Here is a 16827-nt window from a genome sequence, read left to right as displayed (position 1 = left end):
TCATGAAAAGAATCACACTAATCTGTACCGTCATTTTATTTGCCAGCTTATCATTTGCGATTGGTCAGGTGTCAGCAACAAAATCTATGGAAATATACCTGCTTATGGGACAGTCTAACATGGCTGGCCGAGGACCGATAACCGAGGAACAAAAAAATGAGGGTAACGATAATGTGTTTGTACTTAACCAAGACATGAAGTGGGTGCTAGCCAGGCATCCACTTCACTTTGATAAACCTAGTGTAGCCGGTGTGGGGCCTGGATTAACTTTTGGCATCCAAATGGCAAAGGCTCATCACGGCGTAAAAATTGGCTTAGTGCCTTGTGCAGTAGGAGGTACCCCAATTGAACATTGGATACCGGGAGCTTATGATACGGCCACCAAAACGCATCCTTATGATGATGCCGTAGCTCGTATAAAGGAAGCAATGAAGTATGGCGTAGTAAAGGGCGTAATATGGCATCAGGGTGAATCTAATTCGAGTGTTGATAAGGCCAGCCTATATTTACAGCAAATTGCAGAATTAATATCCCGTATCCGCGACTTAGTCGGCAACCCAAATCTTCCCTTTGTAGCAGGTCAAATAGGCGAGTTTCACAAAAATGCTGAATTTTTCAACGCGCAGATTGTTAAACTTCCGCAGACTGTAAAAGGTACGGCCGTTGTAACAACAGAAAGCTTAGCCCATAAGGGTGATCACCTACATTTTGATGGCCCGTCTGCACAAGAATTGGGAAGGCGCTATGCAAATAAGTTTATAGCTTTGGAAAATAACAAATAAGCTCTATCCAAGCAGAAGTATTCGTCTCAGCTATTAATGGAATTTCAGATATTGGTTGTTATTAGTTTTAGGGAAGAGTTAAAACTTCCAATAATACTGTTGTAGTATACTAAGTTCTACGCACTTCGCTTAGAGTGTACCGTATAAACAAAAAAACCGCTCGTTGGCGGTTTTTTTGTTTGGCGGAGAGGGAGGGATTCGAACCCTCGATACGCTTTTGACGTATACACACTTTCCAGGCGTGCTCTTTCGACCACTCAGACACCTCTCCCTAAAAAGGTTTGCAAATGTATAATAATCCGGCTGTAAACGCAATAAAAAAGCGAAGCCTTATAAAAGGCTCCGCTAGCAAAACTTCAACTAAATATAACCCTATGCACACCTGCAACCTTCAGGCAAACACATTAGTATGACTGCTCTCTATATCATTAGTTTAATGTGTCTCAAAATAACGTTGTTTAAACAGTTTCCTGAAAATAATTTTGCCTATGTTTGCGCCGGTATGCCCCAATGGCATGTGTAGTACAAACAGGTTGCTAAGTTTTCAATGCTGAACCTTAAAGAGATTAAAAAGCCTATTGCTGCCGAGATTGATGTTTTTGAGGAGAAGTTCAAGGCATCGATGCAAAGCTCTGTTCCGTTGCTTGATCGCATTACGCATTACATAGTAAAGCGAAAGGGTAAGCAGATTAGGCCCATGTTTGTATTTTTTGCAGCCAAGCTATGTGGAGGTATTAACGAAGCCACCTATCGGGGTGCCGCCCTGGTCGAACTGGTTCACACTGCGTCGCTAGTGCACGATGATGTGGTAGATAACTCTTACCAGCGCAGGGGCTTTTTTTCCATTAACGCTTTATGGAAAAACAAAATAGCCGTTTTAGTAGGTGATTATTTGCTTACTAAGGGCATGCTGCTTTCCTTGGATAATAACGACTTCGACTTGCTTAAAATTCTCTCTAATGCGGTTAAGCAAATGAGCGAGGGCGAATTGTTGCAGGTAGAAAAAGCACGAAAAACCAATACTGATGAAAGTGTTTATTACGAAGTGATTCGCCAGAAAACAGCGTCATTGATTGCCTCTTGCTGTGCTTGCGGTGCTGCATCTGCCGGCGCCGATGCAGAGACGATCGAGAAAATGCGTCTTTTTGGTGAAAAGATTGGTATTGCATTTCAAATTAAGGATGATATGTTTGATTTTGGTACCGATGATGTAGGTAAACCTCTGGGTATTGATATCAAAGAAAAGAAAATAACTCTTCCGCTTATTTATGCGCTTAATAACGGTCCAAAAGCCGAGCGCAAGCGCATCATCAGTTTGGTAAAGAACCATAAAGATGACCCGGAAAAGATTGCGCAAATTATCAAATTTGTGCAAGAAACCGGCGGATTGACCTATGCCGAAAGCCAAATGCAGAAATATCAAAACGAGGCATTCGACATTCTGAATACCTTTGAGCCAGGCGAGGCACGTACAGGGTTGGAGCAGTTAGTAAGATATACTACCGAGCGTAACAAATAGTTTTGAGAGCCAAAATGCAAGAGCAAGAAAACAAGTGTTTTCTGCTCTGTTCGCTTAAAATCTTATGAGATCCTGGCTCTGTCTCTTAGTTTTTCTCTCTCGCTTCTAAATAAATTTCAGCTTTCCTTCGGCGCATTAGCCTCATTACGAAAAGTATCTATCGTTGTAATATTTTCCAGTTTAACCGGTTTGCCGCTACGGGCCGATTCATAAATGGCTTCCATTATTTTATGGTCCTGAAGGCCTTCTTCACCAGGTGTGTAGGGTTCTTTGTTTTCCATAATGCATTGGGCAAAGTGGTCCATTTCCAGAGCAAACTGCTGCTTTTCGCCTACAATAATATTTTGCTTAATCTCTTGCTTACCCTGCGCTTGCGAGGCTTCAATTTTTAAGCCGTTATAGTTAAAGGCAGGGTCCATGCCAAACCAACCACCGTTATCGGCATAGCAGCGGTAATGCTTGGAGTCGTGCACACTGTAGGCAGCCGTATTATTGGCGATGGTACCGCTTGGGAAATACATTTGCCACATTATTTTATCTTCCACTTCTTTAAAGCGCGGATCGTTGGCATCGGTATGCATCATAGCCGATACCTGGTAAGGTTCCTCTCCTGTTAAATAACGGTTGGTATTAATGCAATACAAGCCAATGTCGGGTAATGAACCGCCGCCGGCAAGCGCCTTCTTTAAGCGCCACTGATTAGGGTCGCCGATGTTTTGCACGTTTACGGAGTTAATAACCTTTACCTTGCCAAAGTGCTTCTCGCGTACCCACTGCATCATCAGCTTATTATGTGGTTCGTATTGAATGCGGTAGGCAATCATTAACTTTTTGCCGGCTTTTTTACAAGCCTCAATCATGTTTTGTGCCTGCTTGCTCGAGTTAGCCATTGGCTTTTCGCAAAGTACGTGCTTACCCGCCTTTGCAGCTCTTACAGTAAATTCTTCATGCATACTATTGGGCAATACAATGTATACGGCATCTATCTCGGGGTTATTTTTTATCTCATCAAAGTTTTGATAGTTGTATACATTTTTTTCGGGGATGCCGTGTTGTGCGGCTACTTTTTTGGCTTTAGCCGCATCGCCGCTTACCAATGCAACCGGCTTAGCGTAGTTACAGGAACCAAAAGCCGGCATAATCTGTCCCATGGTTAGTTCGCCTATGCCTACAATAGCATAACCAATACGTTCTTTTGGGGGTAGCATGGTAGCGCCGCTTTCCTGCTTACGCTCGGTAGGGGCATGCTGACTGGGTACATCAACTCTTATGGTATCTGCTAAAGCTTTGCGGGTGCCGGCGCCACTCATATTTTGTGCCTCAGCAGTGCATGAGGCCAGCTCGCCAATAACAGTAGCTGCAACAAGGCCTTTACCGGCCGTCTCTAAAAATTCGCGGCGGTTACAACCGGCATCAATGCCGGTTAAAGACTGCATAAGTTGGTTAATGCTTTTCATTATAGCAATGGATATTTACTATTGGTTTTTAATATTGCTTTAATCACAAATTGAGTAGGGGCTTTGTTTGGATTGGATTATTTTTTAGGATGGTATAATTAAGGTGTTCAAACTTTAAGCGCAGGTACCCTGTTAGTAATGTTTCGGCGTATGCTTTGATTATAGGGTATGCTTATTAAATTTACCGTCTATGAGTATTTTTGTTGAGGGATTAACCAAGCTTTATGGTGAGCAAAAAGCAGTTGATGGTATAAGCTTTACGGCAAAGCCCGGAGTACTTGGGTTTTTAGGTCCTAACGGAGCCGGCAAATCAACTACCATGAAGATGCTAACAGGCTTTATACCGCAAACATCGGGCAAAGCAAGTGTATGCGGGTTTGATACGGCTACCCAATCTATAGAGGTAAAGCGTTGTATTGGCTACCTACCCGAGAGCAATCCTCTATATACGGATATGTATGTTAAGGAGGCATTAGGCTTTGTTGCTGATATTCATCATTTGAATGAATCGTCCAGGCGTATTGCACAAGTAATTGAGCAAACCGGGTTAGGCCCTGAGCAGCATAAAAAGATTAGTCAATTATCAAAAGGCTACCGGCAACGGGTAGGCCTTGCCCAAGCGCTTCTGCATGATCCTGAAGTTTTAATTTTGGACGAACCCACCTCGGGTTTGGACCCTAACCAACTCATTGGCATCAGGCAGCTGATCAGAGATTTAGGTGCAACCAAAACCGTAATCTTGTCAACGCATATTATGCAGGAGGTGGAGGCCACCTGCAGCAAAGTTGTAATTATTAAAAAAGGCAAAATTGTGGCCGATGATAGCCTGCCCGGCTTAAAGGAAAAGCACAGTGGTAAGAGCCTCGAAGATATATTTATCAGTTTAACCAATTAACAGCAAATTGGTAAAGAACTATAAAGAAAAAGGCGGTTATCAACCGCCTTTTTCTTTATACATATATTTTATTTGAATGTAAAACGTAGACCGAGTCCGAAGCGTGCAGCTTCAAAGCCGGAGCCGTGATTAAGCTGAGCCATTGGGCGCCAATCGAAGTTTAAGGCAATTGGTGCTTTAGGAATTTTGTAATCTAAACCAACCATAGGGCGTAACATAACTACAGTGTAGTTTTCATAATAGCCATCTACAAAGGCAAACTGAGGGCCTAAGCCTACATACCATTTCAATTCACGAGCTTCGGCAAAGGATTGATGATACTGATAGTAGCCACCCAGCCATACCGTATTGTCGCTAAACAACAAGTCGGCTTGTACGGCATCTTTACCGGTAAAAAAGTGCTTGTAAGTGGGGCCAACCAAGGTAGAGCCATCTCCAAAATCAATTCCTAAACCTAAGCTGTTTTTGTAGCTAGATTGTGCAAAGCTTTGCGCCGTTGATAGTCCAAGTGCTACTGCGGCTAAGAGAAAAATTTTTTTCATAATGTGTAGTGTAAGATTGAAATTTGGTTTCAATTAGCAAAATCTATACCACAAGCGCCTCACTTATTTAAATATTGATGACAATAGCTCATTAGCCATTTATGATAATATTTCTAAATTTGCCCCCCATTTAACACTTTACATTATCATCATGAAAAAACTATTAATGGTTGCTATTACAGCAGCCGGTTTATTAACCAGTGCATTCGCACAAACTAAATCAGCTTCAACAAGCGGTCCTAAATTAAGCATTGGTCTTGACTTTGGTGTTCCGACCGGAAACTTTGCCAACGGTACTAGCATAGGCTTTGGTGGTAGTGGTAAGGCTGAAATACCGGTAGCATCAGCATTCAACTTTACGGTTACTGCAGGTTATATTAGCTACTATTACGAAAAGCCTTATAAAGATGCCTTGAAAGCTTTAGGTGCTGATACTTACTTAGGCTTTGTTCCGGTAAAGGTAGGTGGTAAGTACTTCTTCTCGCCAAATGTTTATGGAGAGGCAGAAGTAGGTGCACGTATTGGTACTAACATGAGCACCGGCACTGCATTTTTATATGCACCGGGTTTAGGCGTTTCTTTCCCGGTTAGTGATAAGCATGATATTGACTTTGGCGCTCGGTACGAAGGCTGGTCAAAAGACGGTGGTAACATCGGTCAGGTAGCTTTCCGTATTGCATACAAATTTGGCTTATAAGTAATATAATGCTAGAGAAAAGGCCCGGCTGCAAATAAGTAGCCGGGTCTTTTGTTTTAAACAGATATGTGTTTAATTTGACCACTTATTTCCAGAGATAAACTTTACATGAAAAATTATTATTTCCTGCTGGCTTTGCTGCTTTTTAAATGCATGCCGGCCGCAGCCCAGGAACGCACCAACACTATGGCGCTAAGTATAGGGCCCGAACTCAATATTGCTCAACGCAGCGCTTACAATATAGGCTATGGTGTTTCGGCTAAGTTTGAATTGCCTGTGCTGGCCAAAGTAAATCTGGTACTTACGGGCGCGTATAATCGCTTCAGCTATAAAAGTTTTCTGATAGGAAGCGCTATTAAACCCGGGGCCGACAGCTACATTCCCTTAAAAGGCGGTTTTAAATACTACCTCGACCCTCGCTTTTATACCGAGCTTGAACTGGGAACCATTATTGCCAACAATACAAGCACTAACTTTAATGGCAGCGGAAACCTATTCACGTATTCTTTAGGTACCGGTTTCCTGATTCCGGTAGGAAGCAGTAAAAGCAATTTACTTGACTTGGGCCTGCGATATGAAGACTGGTCTAAAAATCGTTTGCAGCAATTTGCCATAAGGGCAGCTTATCGTTTTGGTTTTTAGAGTGGTAAGTGAAAATATGCCGTGTTGTCTTTAATTGTAAATATCTATTAATAAGCAAGTTGTGTTTTCAGGGAGAGACAGTTGGCTTTTTAGCAAACAACTTTAGGCGCTAAACTATTTTATATCCATATATGTTCAGCATCCTCAAAAAAGAAATTAGCTCATACCTTAGTTCGCTGGTGGCTTATGTTACCATAGGCGTGTTTTTGCTGGTGCTGGGCTTGTTGCTGTGGGTATTCCCCGAGTCGAGCATTTTAGAGTATGGATATGCCAGCCTGGAAAATCTTTTCAGCACTGCACCCTATCTCTTCATGTTTTTAATTCCGGCCATTACCATGCGGTCATTAGCTGAGGAGCGCCGCGAGGGTACGCTGGAACTGCTGGCCACACGCCCGTTAACCGATTGGCAAATTGTGCTGGGTAAATATTGGGCTTGCCTGTTGTTAGTTGTGTTTGCCCTGTTGCCTACGTTAATGTATGTATATTCGGTATCGGTGCTTGGCAATCCACAAGGCAATCTGGACACCGGTGCTGTAATAGGTTCATACATCGGTTTGTTTTTGCTGGGAGCGGCATTTGTAGCTATAGGGTTGTTTGCATCCTCAATTAGCAAAAACCAGATTATTGCTTTTACTATAGCTGTTTTTTTAAGCTACTTCTTTTACAGCGGCTTTAATTCGTTAAGCGGACTATTGTCATTACAAAATACTAACATACAAAACGCTGGTATAGCTGCACATTTTGATGCGGTGGGGCGGGGTGTTTTAAGCTCCGGCGATCTGATATACTTCATTATCCTATCGGGCATATTTTTAGGTTTAACCTTACTGGTAATAGCCATGCAAAGGCAAAAGCCGTTAAAGTATACGGCTGTACCAATATTAGCAGCAGTGTTGCTGGTGTTGGGCATACTATCGCAATTTATTTATACTCGTATCGATTTTACTGCCGATAAACGTTTCACCTTATCAGATGTGAGCCGTAACATCATGGGCAATTTAAAGCAGCCTCTTCATGTAAAGGTTTACTTGCAGGACAAAGAGTTGCCTGGTGGCATGCGCCGTCTGCAACAGGCTACGCGCGATATGTTGAACGATTTACGGGCCTATAGTCATAATGGTTTTACGTATGAATTTGTAAATCCGCTTGAGGGATTAAACCAACAGGAACAGGAGCAAACCATGCAGGATTTGCAGGCTCAGGGTGTTGAGGCCACCAACCTTAGTGTAAAAACAGACAATGGCGTATCGCAAAAGATTATTTTTCCGGCTGCTTCGGTTGGTTCTGGCAACAGGCAGGTAGGGGTAAAGCTGCTGCAAACACGCATTGGCCTATCGCCGGATGAAGTGCTGAACAACTCTATACAAAACCTGGAATACGCTTTTACATCGGCCATTAAAAAGGCAACCAGCGGTGGACGTCCGCGTATTGGATTTACCGACGGGCACGGGGAGTTGAACGATATGCAGCTCAATGATGCTTTAAAAACGTTATCGGATGGATTTGAAGTTGGCCGGGTTAATTTACAGAGCATTCCGTTTAACAACCTTAAATTGCTTAAACTGCTGGTGGTGCCCAAGCCTCAAAAGTCTTTCACAGAAGTGGAAAAGTTTAAGCTGGACCAATACCTGATGCAGGGCGGCCGCATTTTATGGGCTATTGACCAGGTAAGTGCCGAGTTGGACAGTATGCGCGGACATGGAGGCGAGCAACTGGCATTCAACAAACAGCTTAATCTGGATGATCAGTTGTTTCGTTACGGTGTACGTATTAATTATGACCTAATTGCCGACTTAAACTGCGCACAAATACCTGTAAGTACCGGTAATGTAGGTGGGCAGGCACAAATACAAATGCTGCCCTGGCTCTTTTACCCGGTGTTTATGCCGCTGGCAAAGCACCCGGTTGTTAAAAACCTGGAAGGGATACGCAGTGAGTTTGCCAGCACCATTGATTTATTGCCGGTTAAAGGTCAAAAGCAAACAGTGTTGCTAAGTTCATCACCTTACAACCAAAAAATTACTACTCCGCATGCCTTATCGTTACAGGCTCTGGAGCAAGAGCCTAATCCGCGCGATTTTCAAAGTGTGCCAAAGGTAACCGGTGTGTTGCTGGAAGGAAGTTTTGCGTCTAACTATACTAACCGGCCTGTGCCGGAAGGCGTAACGGAAAGTATCACCATTTTAAACACCAGCAAGCAGGCCAAAATGATAGTATTGAGCGATGGCGATATTTTCAAGAACCAAATAGGTAGCGATGGTTCACCTTTTCCATTGGGTTTTGATCGTTATAGTCAGCAAACATTTGGCAATAAAAACTTGCTCCTAAATATAGCAGATTACATGACCGATGACTCGGGCTTAATCAGTTTACGTAATAAAGAAATTAAATTACGATTGCTAAACCGTGCCCGGCTACGTAACGAAAAAGTTTACTGGCAGGTTGTGAATACCGTGGTGCCGTTGGCTGCTGTGTTGATATTTGCAATTTTTCAACATTATTACCGCAAGCGTAAGTATGCTCATTAAATTTTATACTTTTGGGTTGATTAAAATTGTTGTATGAGATTCATTGTTTCGACATTAACATTACTGAAGCAATTGCAGGCTGTAAGCGGTGCTTTAAGCAACAGTACCGTGTTGCCTATACTGGAAAACTTTTTATTTGAGATAAAAGACGGCAACTTAACCATATCGGCCACCGATTTGCAAACCAGCATGACCACGTCATTATCGGTTGAAGCTAAAGAGAATGGTCGTATTGCAATTCCATCGCGTATTTTACTGGATACGTTAAAATCACTACCGGAGCAACCTATTGCTTTTTCGGTTGATGATAAAACTTTTGCCATTGAAATAAGTGCCGGCGACGGTAAGTATAAGTTGAGCGGCGAAAATGGTGAGGACTTTCCTAAAATTCCGGTAGTTGAAAACGCTTCATCAGTTAACCTGCCTGCTTCTGTACTGGCCGAAGCTATCAATAAAACCATATTTGCCGTAAGCAACGATGAGTTGCGCCCGGCCATGACGGGTGTTTATTGCCAGCTGTCAACCCAATACTTAACCTTCGTATCTACAGACGCGCACAAACTGGTGCGTTACCGCCGTAAAGATGCGCAGGCTGCAACCAACACCTCGTTCATATTGCCTAAAAAGGCTTTAAATCTGCTAAAGTCTGCCCTCCCGTCTGATGATGTGAACGTATCGGTAGAGTATAATAATACCAGCGCTTTCTTTAAGTTTGGTAACATTAACCTGGTTTGCCGCTTAATTGACGAGCGTTACCCCGACTATGAAGCCGTTATACCGCAAAGCAATCCTAACAAAATGACTATTGACCGTCAGGCGTTTTTGGGTTCATTGCAGCGTGTGGCCATTTACGCTAACAAAACCACCCACCAGGTGCGTTTAAAAGTTAGCGGCAGCGAGTTAAACATATCATCAGAAGATATTGATTTTGCCAACGAGGCACATGAGCGTTTAAGTTGCCAATATGAGGGTGAGGATCTTGAAATTGGATTCAACGCCCGCTTTTTGATCGAAATGCTTAAAAACCTGAGCAGTGAAGAGGTTGCTTTACACATGTCGACCCCTAACCGTGCCGGCTTATTACTGCCGCAGGGTGGTGATGAGAATGAGGATGTGTTGATGCTGGTTATGCCGGTAATGCTTAATAGCTATGCTTAAGTTGTAAACTTAAATTATAAATCCAAAATGAAAGTCCGGTTATACAACCGGACTTTTTAGTTAAGCTTATATAACAAACTTTAAAAAAAGCAGTTATAAAACAAATGATCAGGAGGTTATATTTTATTGGTGCTCTTACAGTATTAACACTGGTATTAGCGGCCTCATGCGTAAAAAACGATCCGGTTGTGCCTGTACAAGCAACTGTTAACGTAAATGTAATTAATGCTATAAGCGATAGTGTTATTGTAAACTATTACCTGAACGGTACACGCCTGAGCAGCTTAACGGGTATTTTTCCGCTGGCAAGCAGTGGTAACACTTTACTGCCAAGGGGTAACCAGGTAATTACTATAAAGCGCTTGTACAATAACCGGCAAATAGATGCGCCTGATACACTTTTCACTTTTCCGGTACGGTTGGATTCGATTGGCAGCTCGCAACGCTACTCGTTGTTTTTGGGCGGTGTTAGCCGCAATACGGCCTTTAAGATAATTGATACGTTAGAGAGCGATCCCGCCAACGCCAAGTTAAAGTTTGTTGTAGCGTCGCCAGCGGCGCCGGCATTGAAGGTTTATTTGAATGACACTTTAAGGTTTACAACTACTACATTTAAATCAGTTAGTAAATTTATACCGGTAGGTAACGGAAAAAAGGAAATCAAGATATTTACTACTACCGGTACCGACCCATTATACAAGGGCACTGTTATACTTAATGTTAGCAACTCGTATACTTTATTTAGTTCGGGTAGTGGCAAAGGTTTCAGGGCCGGTTTACTCACTAACAGATAGCACTTGATGGCGATGTTTAAAAGTAAAAATATATTCTACAGCGTGTTTGCGCTGAACCTGCTGGTTTTGGTTTTGCCTTTGCTCTCCTCTTGCGGAAAGAGTGATACGGTTAATCCTACCGGTTTAAATGTGCAGTTGCAGGTAATTAATTTAAGCCCCAATTCATTTCCGGTTGAATTGAATATTAACAACCTGCGGGTAAACTCTTATTACCGTTATAATGCAACGCCGTCATACTTTTATTTAACCAATACAACGCAGCCCCTGCAAATACGTTCAACCAGGGCTGGCGATACTGTCTCCATCTTTAGCCGAGACACCATTCAATATCAGCCTAACACCCGTTACTCCTTGTTTTTTATGGGCTTATACGGCGACCCTGAGTACAAATTACGCTCGCTGGTAACTGCAGACGATACTGAACCACTGCCTGAAATTGGCAAAGGTGGAAAGGTGCGATTTATTAACGGTTCGCCACGCAGTGGTACCGGTTTTGATATTTGGGCCAATGGGGCCCCTGTTATTAAAAATGCTGCATTTGGTAAAGTGTCCAACTACGTGGTCCTCCCACCTGGAAATTATACCTTCAGGGCATATGCAACCAATACATCAAATAATAGCCTGGGCGAAATAGCAAACATTACTATACAGGACGGTCGGCTATACACATTATACTCACGCGGCATAATAGGCCGTGCACTTACTGATACGGCTGCATTTGGTATGGCGCTTGTCCCTAATAATCCTACAATTATAAGATAGTACCGAAGTTAGAGGCTAACGTTTATTTACGCTCTTGCTTCAACCAAGCTTGATAGGCAGCTTTTCCACGTTCAAATTCTTCAGCAGTTGAATAAAATCTATGAGACTTGTCTTTTTTCTCCACATTTAAAACGTAATAAAAATAGCTTGTGGTGGCAGGATAAAATGCGGCTTTAATGGAGCTTTCAGAAACCGACGCAATAGGGCCGGGGGGAAGCCCGGCAAACTTTCTGGTATTATAAGGCGAATTTGACTCCAAGTCGCTTTTGTTAATTATCCCATCCCAACGATTTTCCATCTTTGCTATATAAACAGCAGTCTGATCTATCCCAAGCGGCATTCCTTTTTCAAGGCGGTTATAGATTACTGAAGCTACCATAGGTCGCTCCTCGTTCAATCGCGATTCTGTTTCGATAAGAGAAGCAATGGTAATTATCTGGTGGGGTGTCAGTTTCAATTTGATGGCGCGAGCTGTGTACTCCGGCTTCCAAACCTTTTTAAACTCCCCAACCATTTTCTTAATGATAGCTAGAGTAGTAACAGAGCGTGGGAAATCATAAGTGTTTGGATATATATAACCTTCAAGGTTTTTAGCTTGCGGGGCTATATCCTTAATGAGTGAAACATCCTCCATAAGTTTCAATGCAGCATTTTCGCCTGCCTGTTGATTTTGGGAGAACTTCCCGGCTATTCTTTTAGCAATATCAAAGCGAGTAAAACCTTCCGGAATAGTTAATTTTATATTTCGAAGCTTTCCATTTTTCAGTTCTCTCAGTACTTCAAGCGGGGTAATTGGTGAATCGAATTGATATTCACCCGCCTGCATCTCATTGCCGGTACCAGTAAATTTCAGATATATTTTCAGCGGTGTTTGGGCAGAAAGAATTCCTTCGGAGGTAAGTTTATTGAGTATCTGACCGGGCGATGAGCCATGTGGGATTTGTATATACTGGTTATTCTTATGGTGTGCATGCGGAGCATTCAGAGATTTATGAATCCAGTACGAAAAAACAATGATTCCAAGAATCACTATAACACTAAGAATCTTTAAAACTTTCATTGAATAAACCTCAATTCGATTACCAACCGTGTTTAATATCGGCTCTAAGATAGGATAAGTGCCTTAAAATCCAAGGTTTCTACTATCACCTTCCCTTACGTGGACCTTTCTTCTATTTATGAGATAGCTTCTCATCTTAATATTGCTATTTTTGCTTCAAACTTTGAGCTTTGGAGATTATAAAAGACCTGATAGATTTTATTTTGCACATTGATAAGCATTTGGTGCAAATTACCAGCCAGTACCAGGCCTGGACCTACCTTATCCTTTTCGTAATCATATTTGCCGAAACCGGCTTTGTGGTAACCCCATTTTTGCCCGGCGACTCGTTGCTTTTCGCAGCTGGTGCATTGATTGCCACTGGTAACTCAGGTCTGGATATTTTCCTGCTCACCATCATCTTAATTGTGGCAGCATTTTTAGGTAATACGGTTAATTATCAGTTAGGGCAGTTTTTAGGCGTAAGGGTATTTAAGCCCGAAAACAAGGTGCTCAAGCTGGACTATTATCTTAAAACTAAAGCGTTTTTTGACAAGCATGGCGGCAAGGCTGTTATTTTTAGCCGCTTTATGCCTATTATACGTACCATAGCCCCTTTTGTGGCTGGTGTTGGCCGCATGCCTTTTGGTCGTTACAGCTTGTATAACATTGTAGGCGGCGTTGCCTGGATTGTTACCTTCCTCTTTTTGGGATATTTGCTGGGTAATGTGCCTTTCTTCAAAAAGAATTTTTCGTTGATTGCTTTGGGTATCGTAGCTGTATCATTACTGCCGCCAATATGGGCGGCCTTACGGAGCAGGTTTACCCGCACTGCTGCTTAAAGGCGGCACTGGTACCGGTTTGTTTACCAACCCAAGGTCAGGTAACTTTGTAATCTTACCGATTTTATACAGGGCAACTTCATGAGCTAATCTTTGCTTGGTAACGAGATTAGGTACTGGGTCTATTAGTTTGTAGAGATCAGGCTGGCCGGCATCAACCCATGCCGAATACCAGTAGCTGCCTATATTAAGCACAGCCACCCGCATACGGCGCTGTACCATCCCCTTAAGCAGTGCATGGTAGGCGCGGCAGTAAGCGGCCGAGTAATCTTTCACCTTCCGTTTACCTCTCTGTATTATCTCATACTTTTTATCGGCCGGAAAAGTCTTATCTAACTGGCGCTGTAAGCGTAATACGGAGTCGACGCTTTTGTAAGAGCTGCGGCACAGAATAAAGGCTTGCCAAAGTGGGTTTTCCAGGTACCGGGCTTTACCAACATAGTAATAATAGCTGTCGCTGAATTGTTCGGGCAGACGGCTTTCCCATAGCGAGTGTATGCCCTCCTGATGGGTAAGCTGCCCATCGTGGTTTTGCGTAGTATGTAGGGGCACGCAGGCATCGGCTACATAATGACCCAAATAGGCAGAGTAATGTAATATAGCACTGGTGTCTTTATTCTTAAAGGCATCAACCAGGCGGTAATAATTGTACTGGATGGTCCAGGGTAGGGTGCCATACTTATATAAGGTATCCGCTGTGTATTTCTGTATAGCATCATTCCACTTTTGCGGTACAGTGTGAAAAGGGTCTTTCCCAAAATGATCGGCGTCAAAATAGTGCCGGGGTATTTCAGTCGAGTCAACATACCGGCGTTTATCGGCACTGGTGGCATGTTCGGTTATGTAAGTGATGTTAGCCTCATAAAAACTGCTCATACCTTTGGGTAAGGTAAAAACAGCTAGCCGGTTAATGCGATAATGTGCATAAAAGCCCCATGATGCACACATAAAAACGAGTAGAACCGCTGCAAAAAATCGCACAAAGATTTTCAATTGTTAAGGCGCTGCTTTTAAAGGAATTAAATGCCTAAAGGTCGTTAAGATGTTATTTAAGCAGCAAGTTACAAAAAAACAATATACTACCACTTTAAGTTTTACGTATATATACAAGCACTATATGGCTCTTGAGCCTGTTTATTTTTACTTAAATTTCATCTATGAAAAGATTTCCTACTGCTTTAAAGCAAACGCTACGTTATGCATTTGTTGGTTTATTGGGCCTGTCGTTGCTATCATCATGTAAAAAAGACGATCCGTATGATTTTAAGGATACGATAACTGCAGATGTAAACCTGATTAACGCCAGTCCGGATGCCACCGCAGCCCGCCTATATGTTGATGATGTTTTACGTACACCTAATGGTGTAAATTATGGCGATGCTTCTGGCTATAATAAAAGCTTTCTGGGCGATCAGGACGTGGAAATCAGGTCGGTGTCGGGAGAGGCTGTATTAGCCAGCACCCACGGGCAATTTGATGCTTATGCTAGCTACACTTATTTTTTGGTTGGGCAAAACAGCGGCCTTGGGCTTGTTATAGTAACCGATGATTTAGCCGCACCAAGTGCTGGCAAAGCTAAAATACGTTTTGTAAATGCTGCGCCTAATGCGAGCAACGCAACACTAAATAATGGCAGTACGGTACTGGTAGGTCCGCAAAATTTTAGAGGCATTGCACCATCAACCGAAGTTGCCGCTGGTAGTTACACGTTAACTGTTGCAAGTGGCCTTGTGCGTTCTGCAACAACAACCGTTAATCTGGAAAGCGGAAAAATTTACACCGTTTATGCTAAAGGTTTGATCGGCACTGCTGGTGCTTCGGCATTTGGTGTAGGTGTATTTGTGAATAAGTAATACGTTAACCGGCTTTCAGTCAGTATATAGGCTTTTCTGGATATTAAACTGCTCTGTGAAAAAAAAATTAAATGACGCTTGATAGTTTTATTTTTTTGAAATATATTTGCAGTCCGAAAAATAATAAGACAATTAGCTAAAAATGGCAAATCATAAATCAGCAATTAAAAGAATCAGAGCTAACGCTGCGAAGCGTCTGCGCAACAGATACCAAGCTAAAACTACCAGAAATGCTATCAAGAAATTAAGAGGCTCTACTACAAAAGCTGAGGCAGCGCCTTTATTAACGACAGTAATTTCTATGCTTGACCGTTTAGCTAAGAAAAACGTTATTCACAAAAATAAAGCATCTAACAATAAGTCAAAACTGACTAAATTTGTTAACGGCTTACAATAATATTCATTTTTGTAATGAAGAAAGGGCTGCATTTATGATGCGGCCCTTTTTTGTTTTAAATTATTTTTTGAATAGCTTACAGCCGTGGATACATATGAAACTAAAATAAGTATAAAGGCTTGGGCAGAGGAAGACCGACCGCGTGAAAAACTAAACAGCCAGGGCAGGCGGGCCCTTAGCGATGCCGAACTGATTGCCATACTAATTGGTTCGGGCAGCCGTACCGAATCGGCCGTGGAGTTGAGCAAGCGCATTTTACACCACTACGATAACGATCTGCAAAAACTGGGTAAAGTTTCGGTAAGCGAGTTATCTAAATTTAAAGGCATCGGCGAGGCCAAAGCTATTTCTATAATTGCAGCCCTCGAATTGGGCCGCCGGCGGGATGACACCGAAGTAAAAGTGCCCGAAACTATTAACGGCAGCCGTAGTGTATACCAAGTAATGCGCCGCCACTTGGTAGATCTTAACCATGAAGAGTTTTGGATTCTGCTGCTTAGTCGCAGTTGCAAAATCATAGGCAAAGAACTTATCAGTAAAGGCGGCCTTTCGGGTACTGTGGCCGACCCCAAAATTATCTTCAGCATAGCTTTGCAGCATCAGGCATCGTCTATTATCATGGCGCATAATCATCCGTCGGGCAACCTAAAACCCAGCCAGCAGGATATAGATTTAACAAAAAAAATTCATCAGGCAGGCCGTATTCTTGATATTGGCGTACTGGACCATTTGATTATTACCGATGGCGGATATTTTAGCTTTGCCGATGAAGGTTTATTGTAAAGTATATAATTCTTTAGGGTAAATATATATTCTTGTGTAACAATATATTCTACCAACGGTGAGATATGCACAAATCTCGTTTTCGTTTGTTATCGTATGTTAATATCTTATAAGTTAAAAACTAACTCCTTCATGAA

17 protein-coding genes and 1 tRNA gene are annotated in these 16827 nt (G+C 42.4%); 13 read left to right on the top strand and 5 right to left on the bottom strand.

Going from position 1 to position 16827, the window contains the following annotated elements; all coding sequences use genetic code 11:
* The first annotated feature begins 2 nt into the window (after positions 1 to 2).
* Complete coding sequence (locus tag ABDD95_RS17550; protein WP_345948640.1) at positions 3 to 782, top strand: sialate O-acetylesterase; 780 nt, start codon at positions 3 to 5, stop codon at positions 780 to 782.
* 180 nt (positions 783 to 962) lie between these two features.
* On the opposite strand, the gene ABDD95_RS17545 is transcribed toward ABDD95_RS17550, so the two are convergent.
* Positions 963 to 1053 (bottom strand) — tRNA-Ser (locus ABDD95_RS17545).
* A gap of 276 nt (positions 1054 to 1329) precedes the next feature.
* Between ABDD95_RS17545 and ABDD95_RS17540 the strand changes: the two genes are divergently transcribed.
* Positions 1330 to 2301, top strand: a complete 972-nt coding sequence (locus ABDD95_RS17540) for a polyprenyl synthetase family protein (RefSeq protein WP_345948639.1) — start codon at positions 1330 to 1332, stop codon at positions 2299 to 2301.
* A gap of 116 nt (positions 2302 to 2417) precedes the next feature.
* Here the strand turns inward: ABDD95_RS17540 and ABDD95_RS17535 are convergent, their stop codons facing one another.
* Complete coding sequence (locus tag ABDD95_RS17535; protein ID WP_345948638.1) at positions 2418 to 3758, bottom strand: Gfo/Idh/MocA family oxidoreductase; 1341 nt, start codon at positions 3756 to 3758, stop codon at positions 2418 to 2420.
* Between the two features lie 190 nt (positions 3759 to 3948).
* Between ABDD95_RS17535 and ABDD95_RS17530 the strand changes: the two genes are divergently transcribed.
* A complete protein-coding gene (locus tag ABDD95_RS17530; RefSeq protein ID WP_345948637.1) occupies positions 3949 to 4653 on the top strand; it encodes an ATP-binding cassette domain-containing protein in 705 nt (234 codons plus the stop codon).
* A gap of 68 nt (positions 4654 to 4721) precedes the next feature.
* On the opposite strand, the gene ABDD95_RS17525 is transcribed toward ABDD95_RS17530, so the two are convergent.
* A complete protein-coding gene (locus ABDD95_RS17525) occupies positions 4722 to 5195 on the bottom strand; it encodes a hypothetical protein (protein ID WP_345948636.1) in 474 nt (157 codons plus the stop codon).
* 151 nt (positions 5196 to 5346) lie between these two features.
* On the opposite strand from ABDD95_RS17525, the gene ABDD95_RS17520 reads away from it, so the two are divergent.
* The 6 genes from ABDD95_RS17520 (at position 5347) to ABDD95_RS17495 (ending at position 11776) form a co-directional block, all read left to right on the top strand.
* Complete coding sequence (locus ABDD95_RS17520) at positions 5347 to 5892, top strand: hypothetical protein (RefSeq protein ID WP_345948635.1); 546 nt, start codon at positions 5347 to 5349, stop codon at positions 5890 to 5892.
* A gap of 108 nt (positions 5893 to 6000) precedes the next feature.
* A complete protein-coding gene (locus tag ABDD95_RS17515; RefSeq protein WP_345948634.1) occupies positions 6001 to 6534 on the top strand; it encodes a hypothetical protein in 534 nt (177 codons plus the stop codon).
* Positions 6535 to 6665: 131 nt separating this feature from the next.
* The gene (gene gldG, locus ABDD95_RS17510) at positions 6666 to 9062 is read left to right on the top strand and encodes a gliding motility-associated ABC transporter substrate-binding protein GldG (RefSeq protein WP_345948633.1); all 2397 of its coding nucleotides are present in this window, start codon (positions 6666 to 6668) and stop codon (positions 9060 to 9062) included.
* 33 nt (positions 9063 to 9095) lie between these two features.
* Positions 9096 to 10220 carry a DNA polymerase III subunit beta gene (dnaN, locus tag ABDD95_RS17505; RefSeq protein WP_345948632.1) on the top strand — a complete coding sequence of 375 codons (1125 nt, stop codon included), beginning with the start codon at positions 9096 to 9098 and terminating at the stop codon, positions 10218 to 10220.
* A 104-nt stretch (positions 10221 to 10324) separates the two neighbouring features.
* The gene (locus ABDD95_RS17500) at positions 10325 to 11014 is read left to right on the top strand and encodes a DUF4397 domain-containing protein (protein ID WP_345948631.1); all 690 of its coding nucleotides are present in this window, start codon (positions 10325 to 10327) and stop codon (positions 11012 to 11014) included.
* 12 nt (positions 11015 to 11026) lie between these two features.
* The gene (locus tag ABDD95_RS17495; RefSeq protein ID WP_345948630.1) at positions 11027 to 11776 is read left to right on the top strand and encodes a DUF4397 domain-containing protein; all 750 of its coding nucleotides are present in this window, start codon (positions 11027 to 11029) and stop codon (positions 11774 to 11776) included.
* A 22-nt stretch (positions 11777 to 11798) separates the two neighbouring features.
* Here the strand turns inward: ABDD95_RS17495 and mltG are convergent, their stop codons facing one another.
* Entirely contained in the window at positions 11799 to 12836 is a 1038-nt protein-coding gene (gene mltG, locus ABDD95_RS17490; RefSeq protein WP_345948629.1) for an endolytic transglycosylase MltG, read from the bottom strand.
* A 170-nt stretch (positions 12837 to 13006) separates the two neighbouring features.
* On the opposite strand from mltG, the gene ABDD95_RS17485 reads away from it, so the two are divergent.
* Complete coding sequence (locus ABDD95_RS17485; RefSeq protein ID WP_345948628.1) at positions 13007 to 13657, top strand: DedA family protein; 651 nt, start codon at positions 13007 to 13009, stop codon at positions 13655 to 13657.
* Here the strand turns inward: ABDD95_RS17485 and ABDD95_RS17480 are convergent.
* Entirely contained in the window at positions 13625 to 14533 is a 909-nt protein-coding gene (locus ABDD95_RS17480) for a zinc dependent phospholipase C family protein (RefSeq protein WP_345948627.1), read from the bottom strand. The genes ABDD95_RS17485 and ABDD95_RS17480 overlap by 33 nt on opposite strands.
* A 281-nt stretch (positions 14534 to 14814) precedes the next feature.
* On the opposite strand from ABDD95_RS17480, the gene ABDD95_RS17475 reads away from it, so the two are divergent.
* The 3 genes from ABDD95_RS17475 (at position 14815) to radC (ending at position 16690) form a co-directional block, all read left to right on the top strand.
* The gene (locus ABDD95_RS17475; protein ID WP_345948626.1) at positions 14815 to 15510 is read left to right on the top strand and encodes a DUF4397 domain-containing protein; all 696 of its coding nucleotides are present in this window, start codon (positions 14815 to 14817) and stop codon (positions 15508 to 15510) included.
* A gap of 142 nt (positions 15511 to 15652) precedes the next feature.
* Entirely contained in the window at positions 15653 to 15907 is a 255-nt protein-coding gene (gene rpsT, locus ABDD95_RS17470) for a 30S ribosomal protein S20 (protein ID WP_345948625.1), read from the top strand.
* Positions 15908 to 15991: 84 nt separating this feature from the next.
* A complete protein-coding gene (gene radC, locus ABDD95_RS17465; RefSeq protein ID WP_345948624.1) occupies positions 15992 to 16690 on the top strand; it encodes a DNA repair protein RadC in 699 nt (232 codons plus the stop codon).
* Positions 16691 to 16827 lie beyond the last annotated feature (137 nt).

It is taken from the genome of Mucilaginibacter sp. PAMB04274, assembly GCF_039634385.2.
Taxonomy (GTDB): Bacteria; Bacteroidota; Bacteroidia; order Sphingobacteriales; family Sphingobacteriaceae; genus Mucilaginibacter.
Note: the sequence above shows the minus strand (reverse complement) of the source record. Positions and strands in the feature narration are given on the sequence as shown.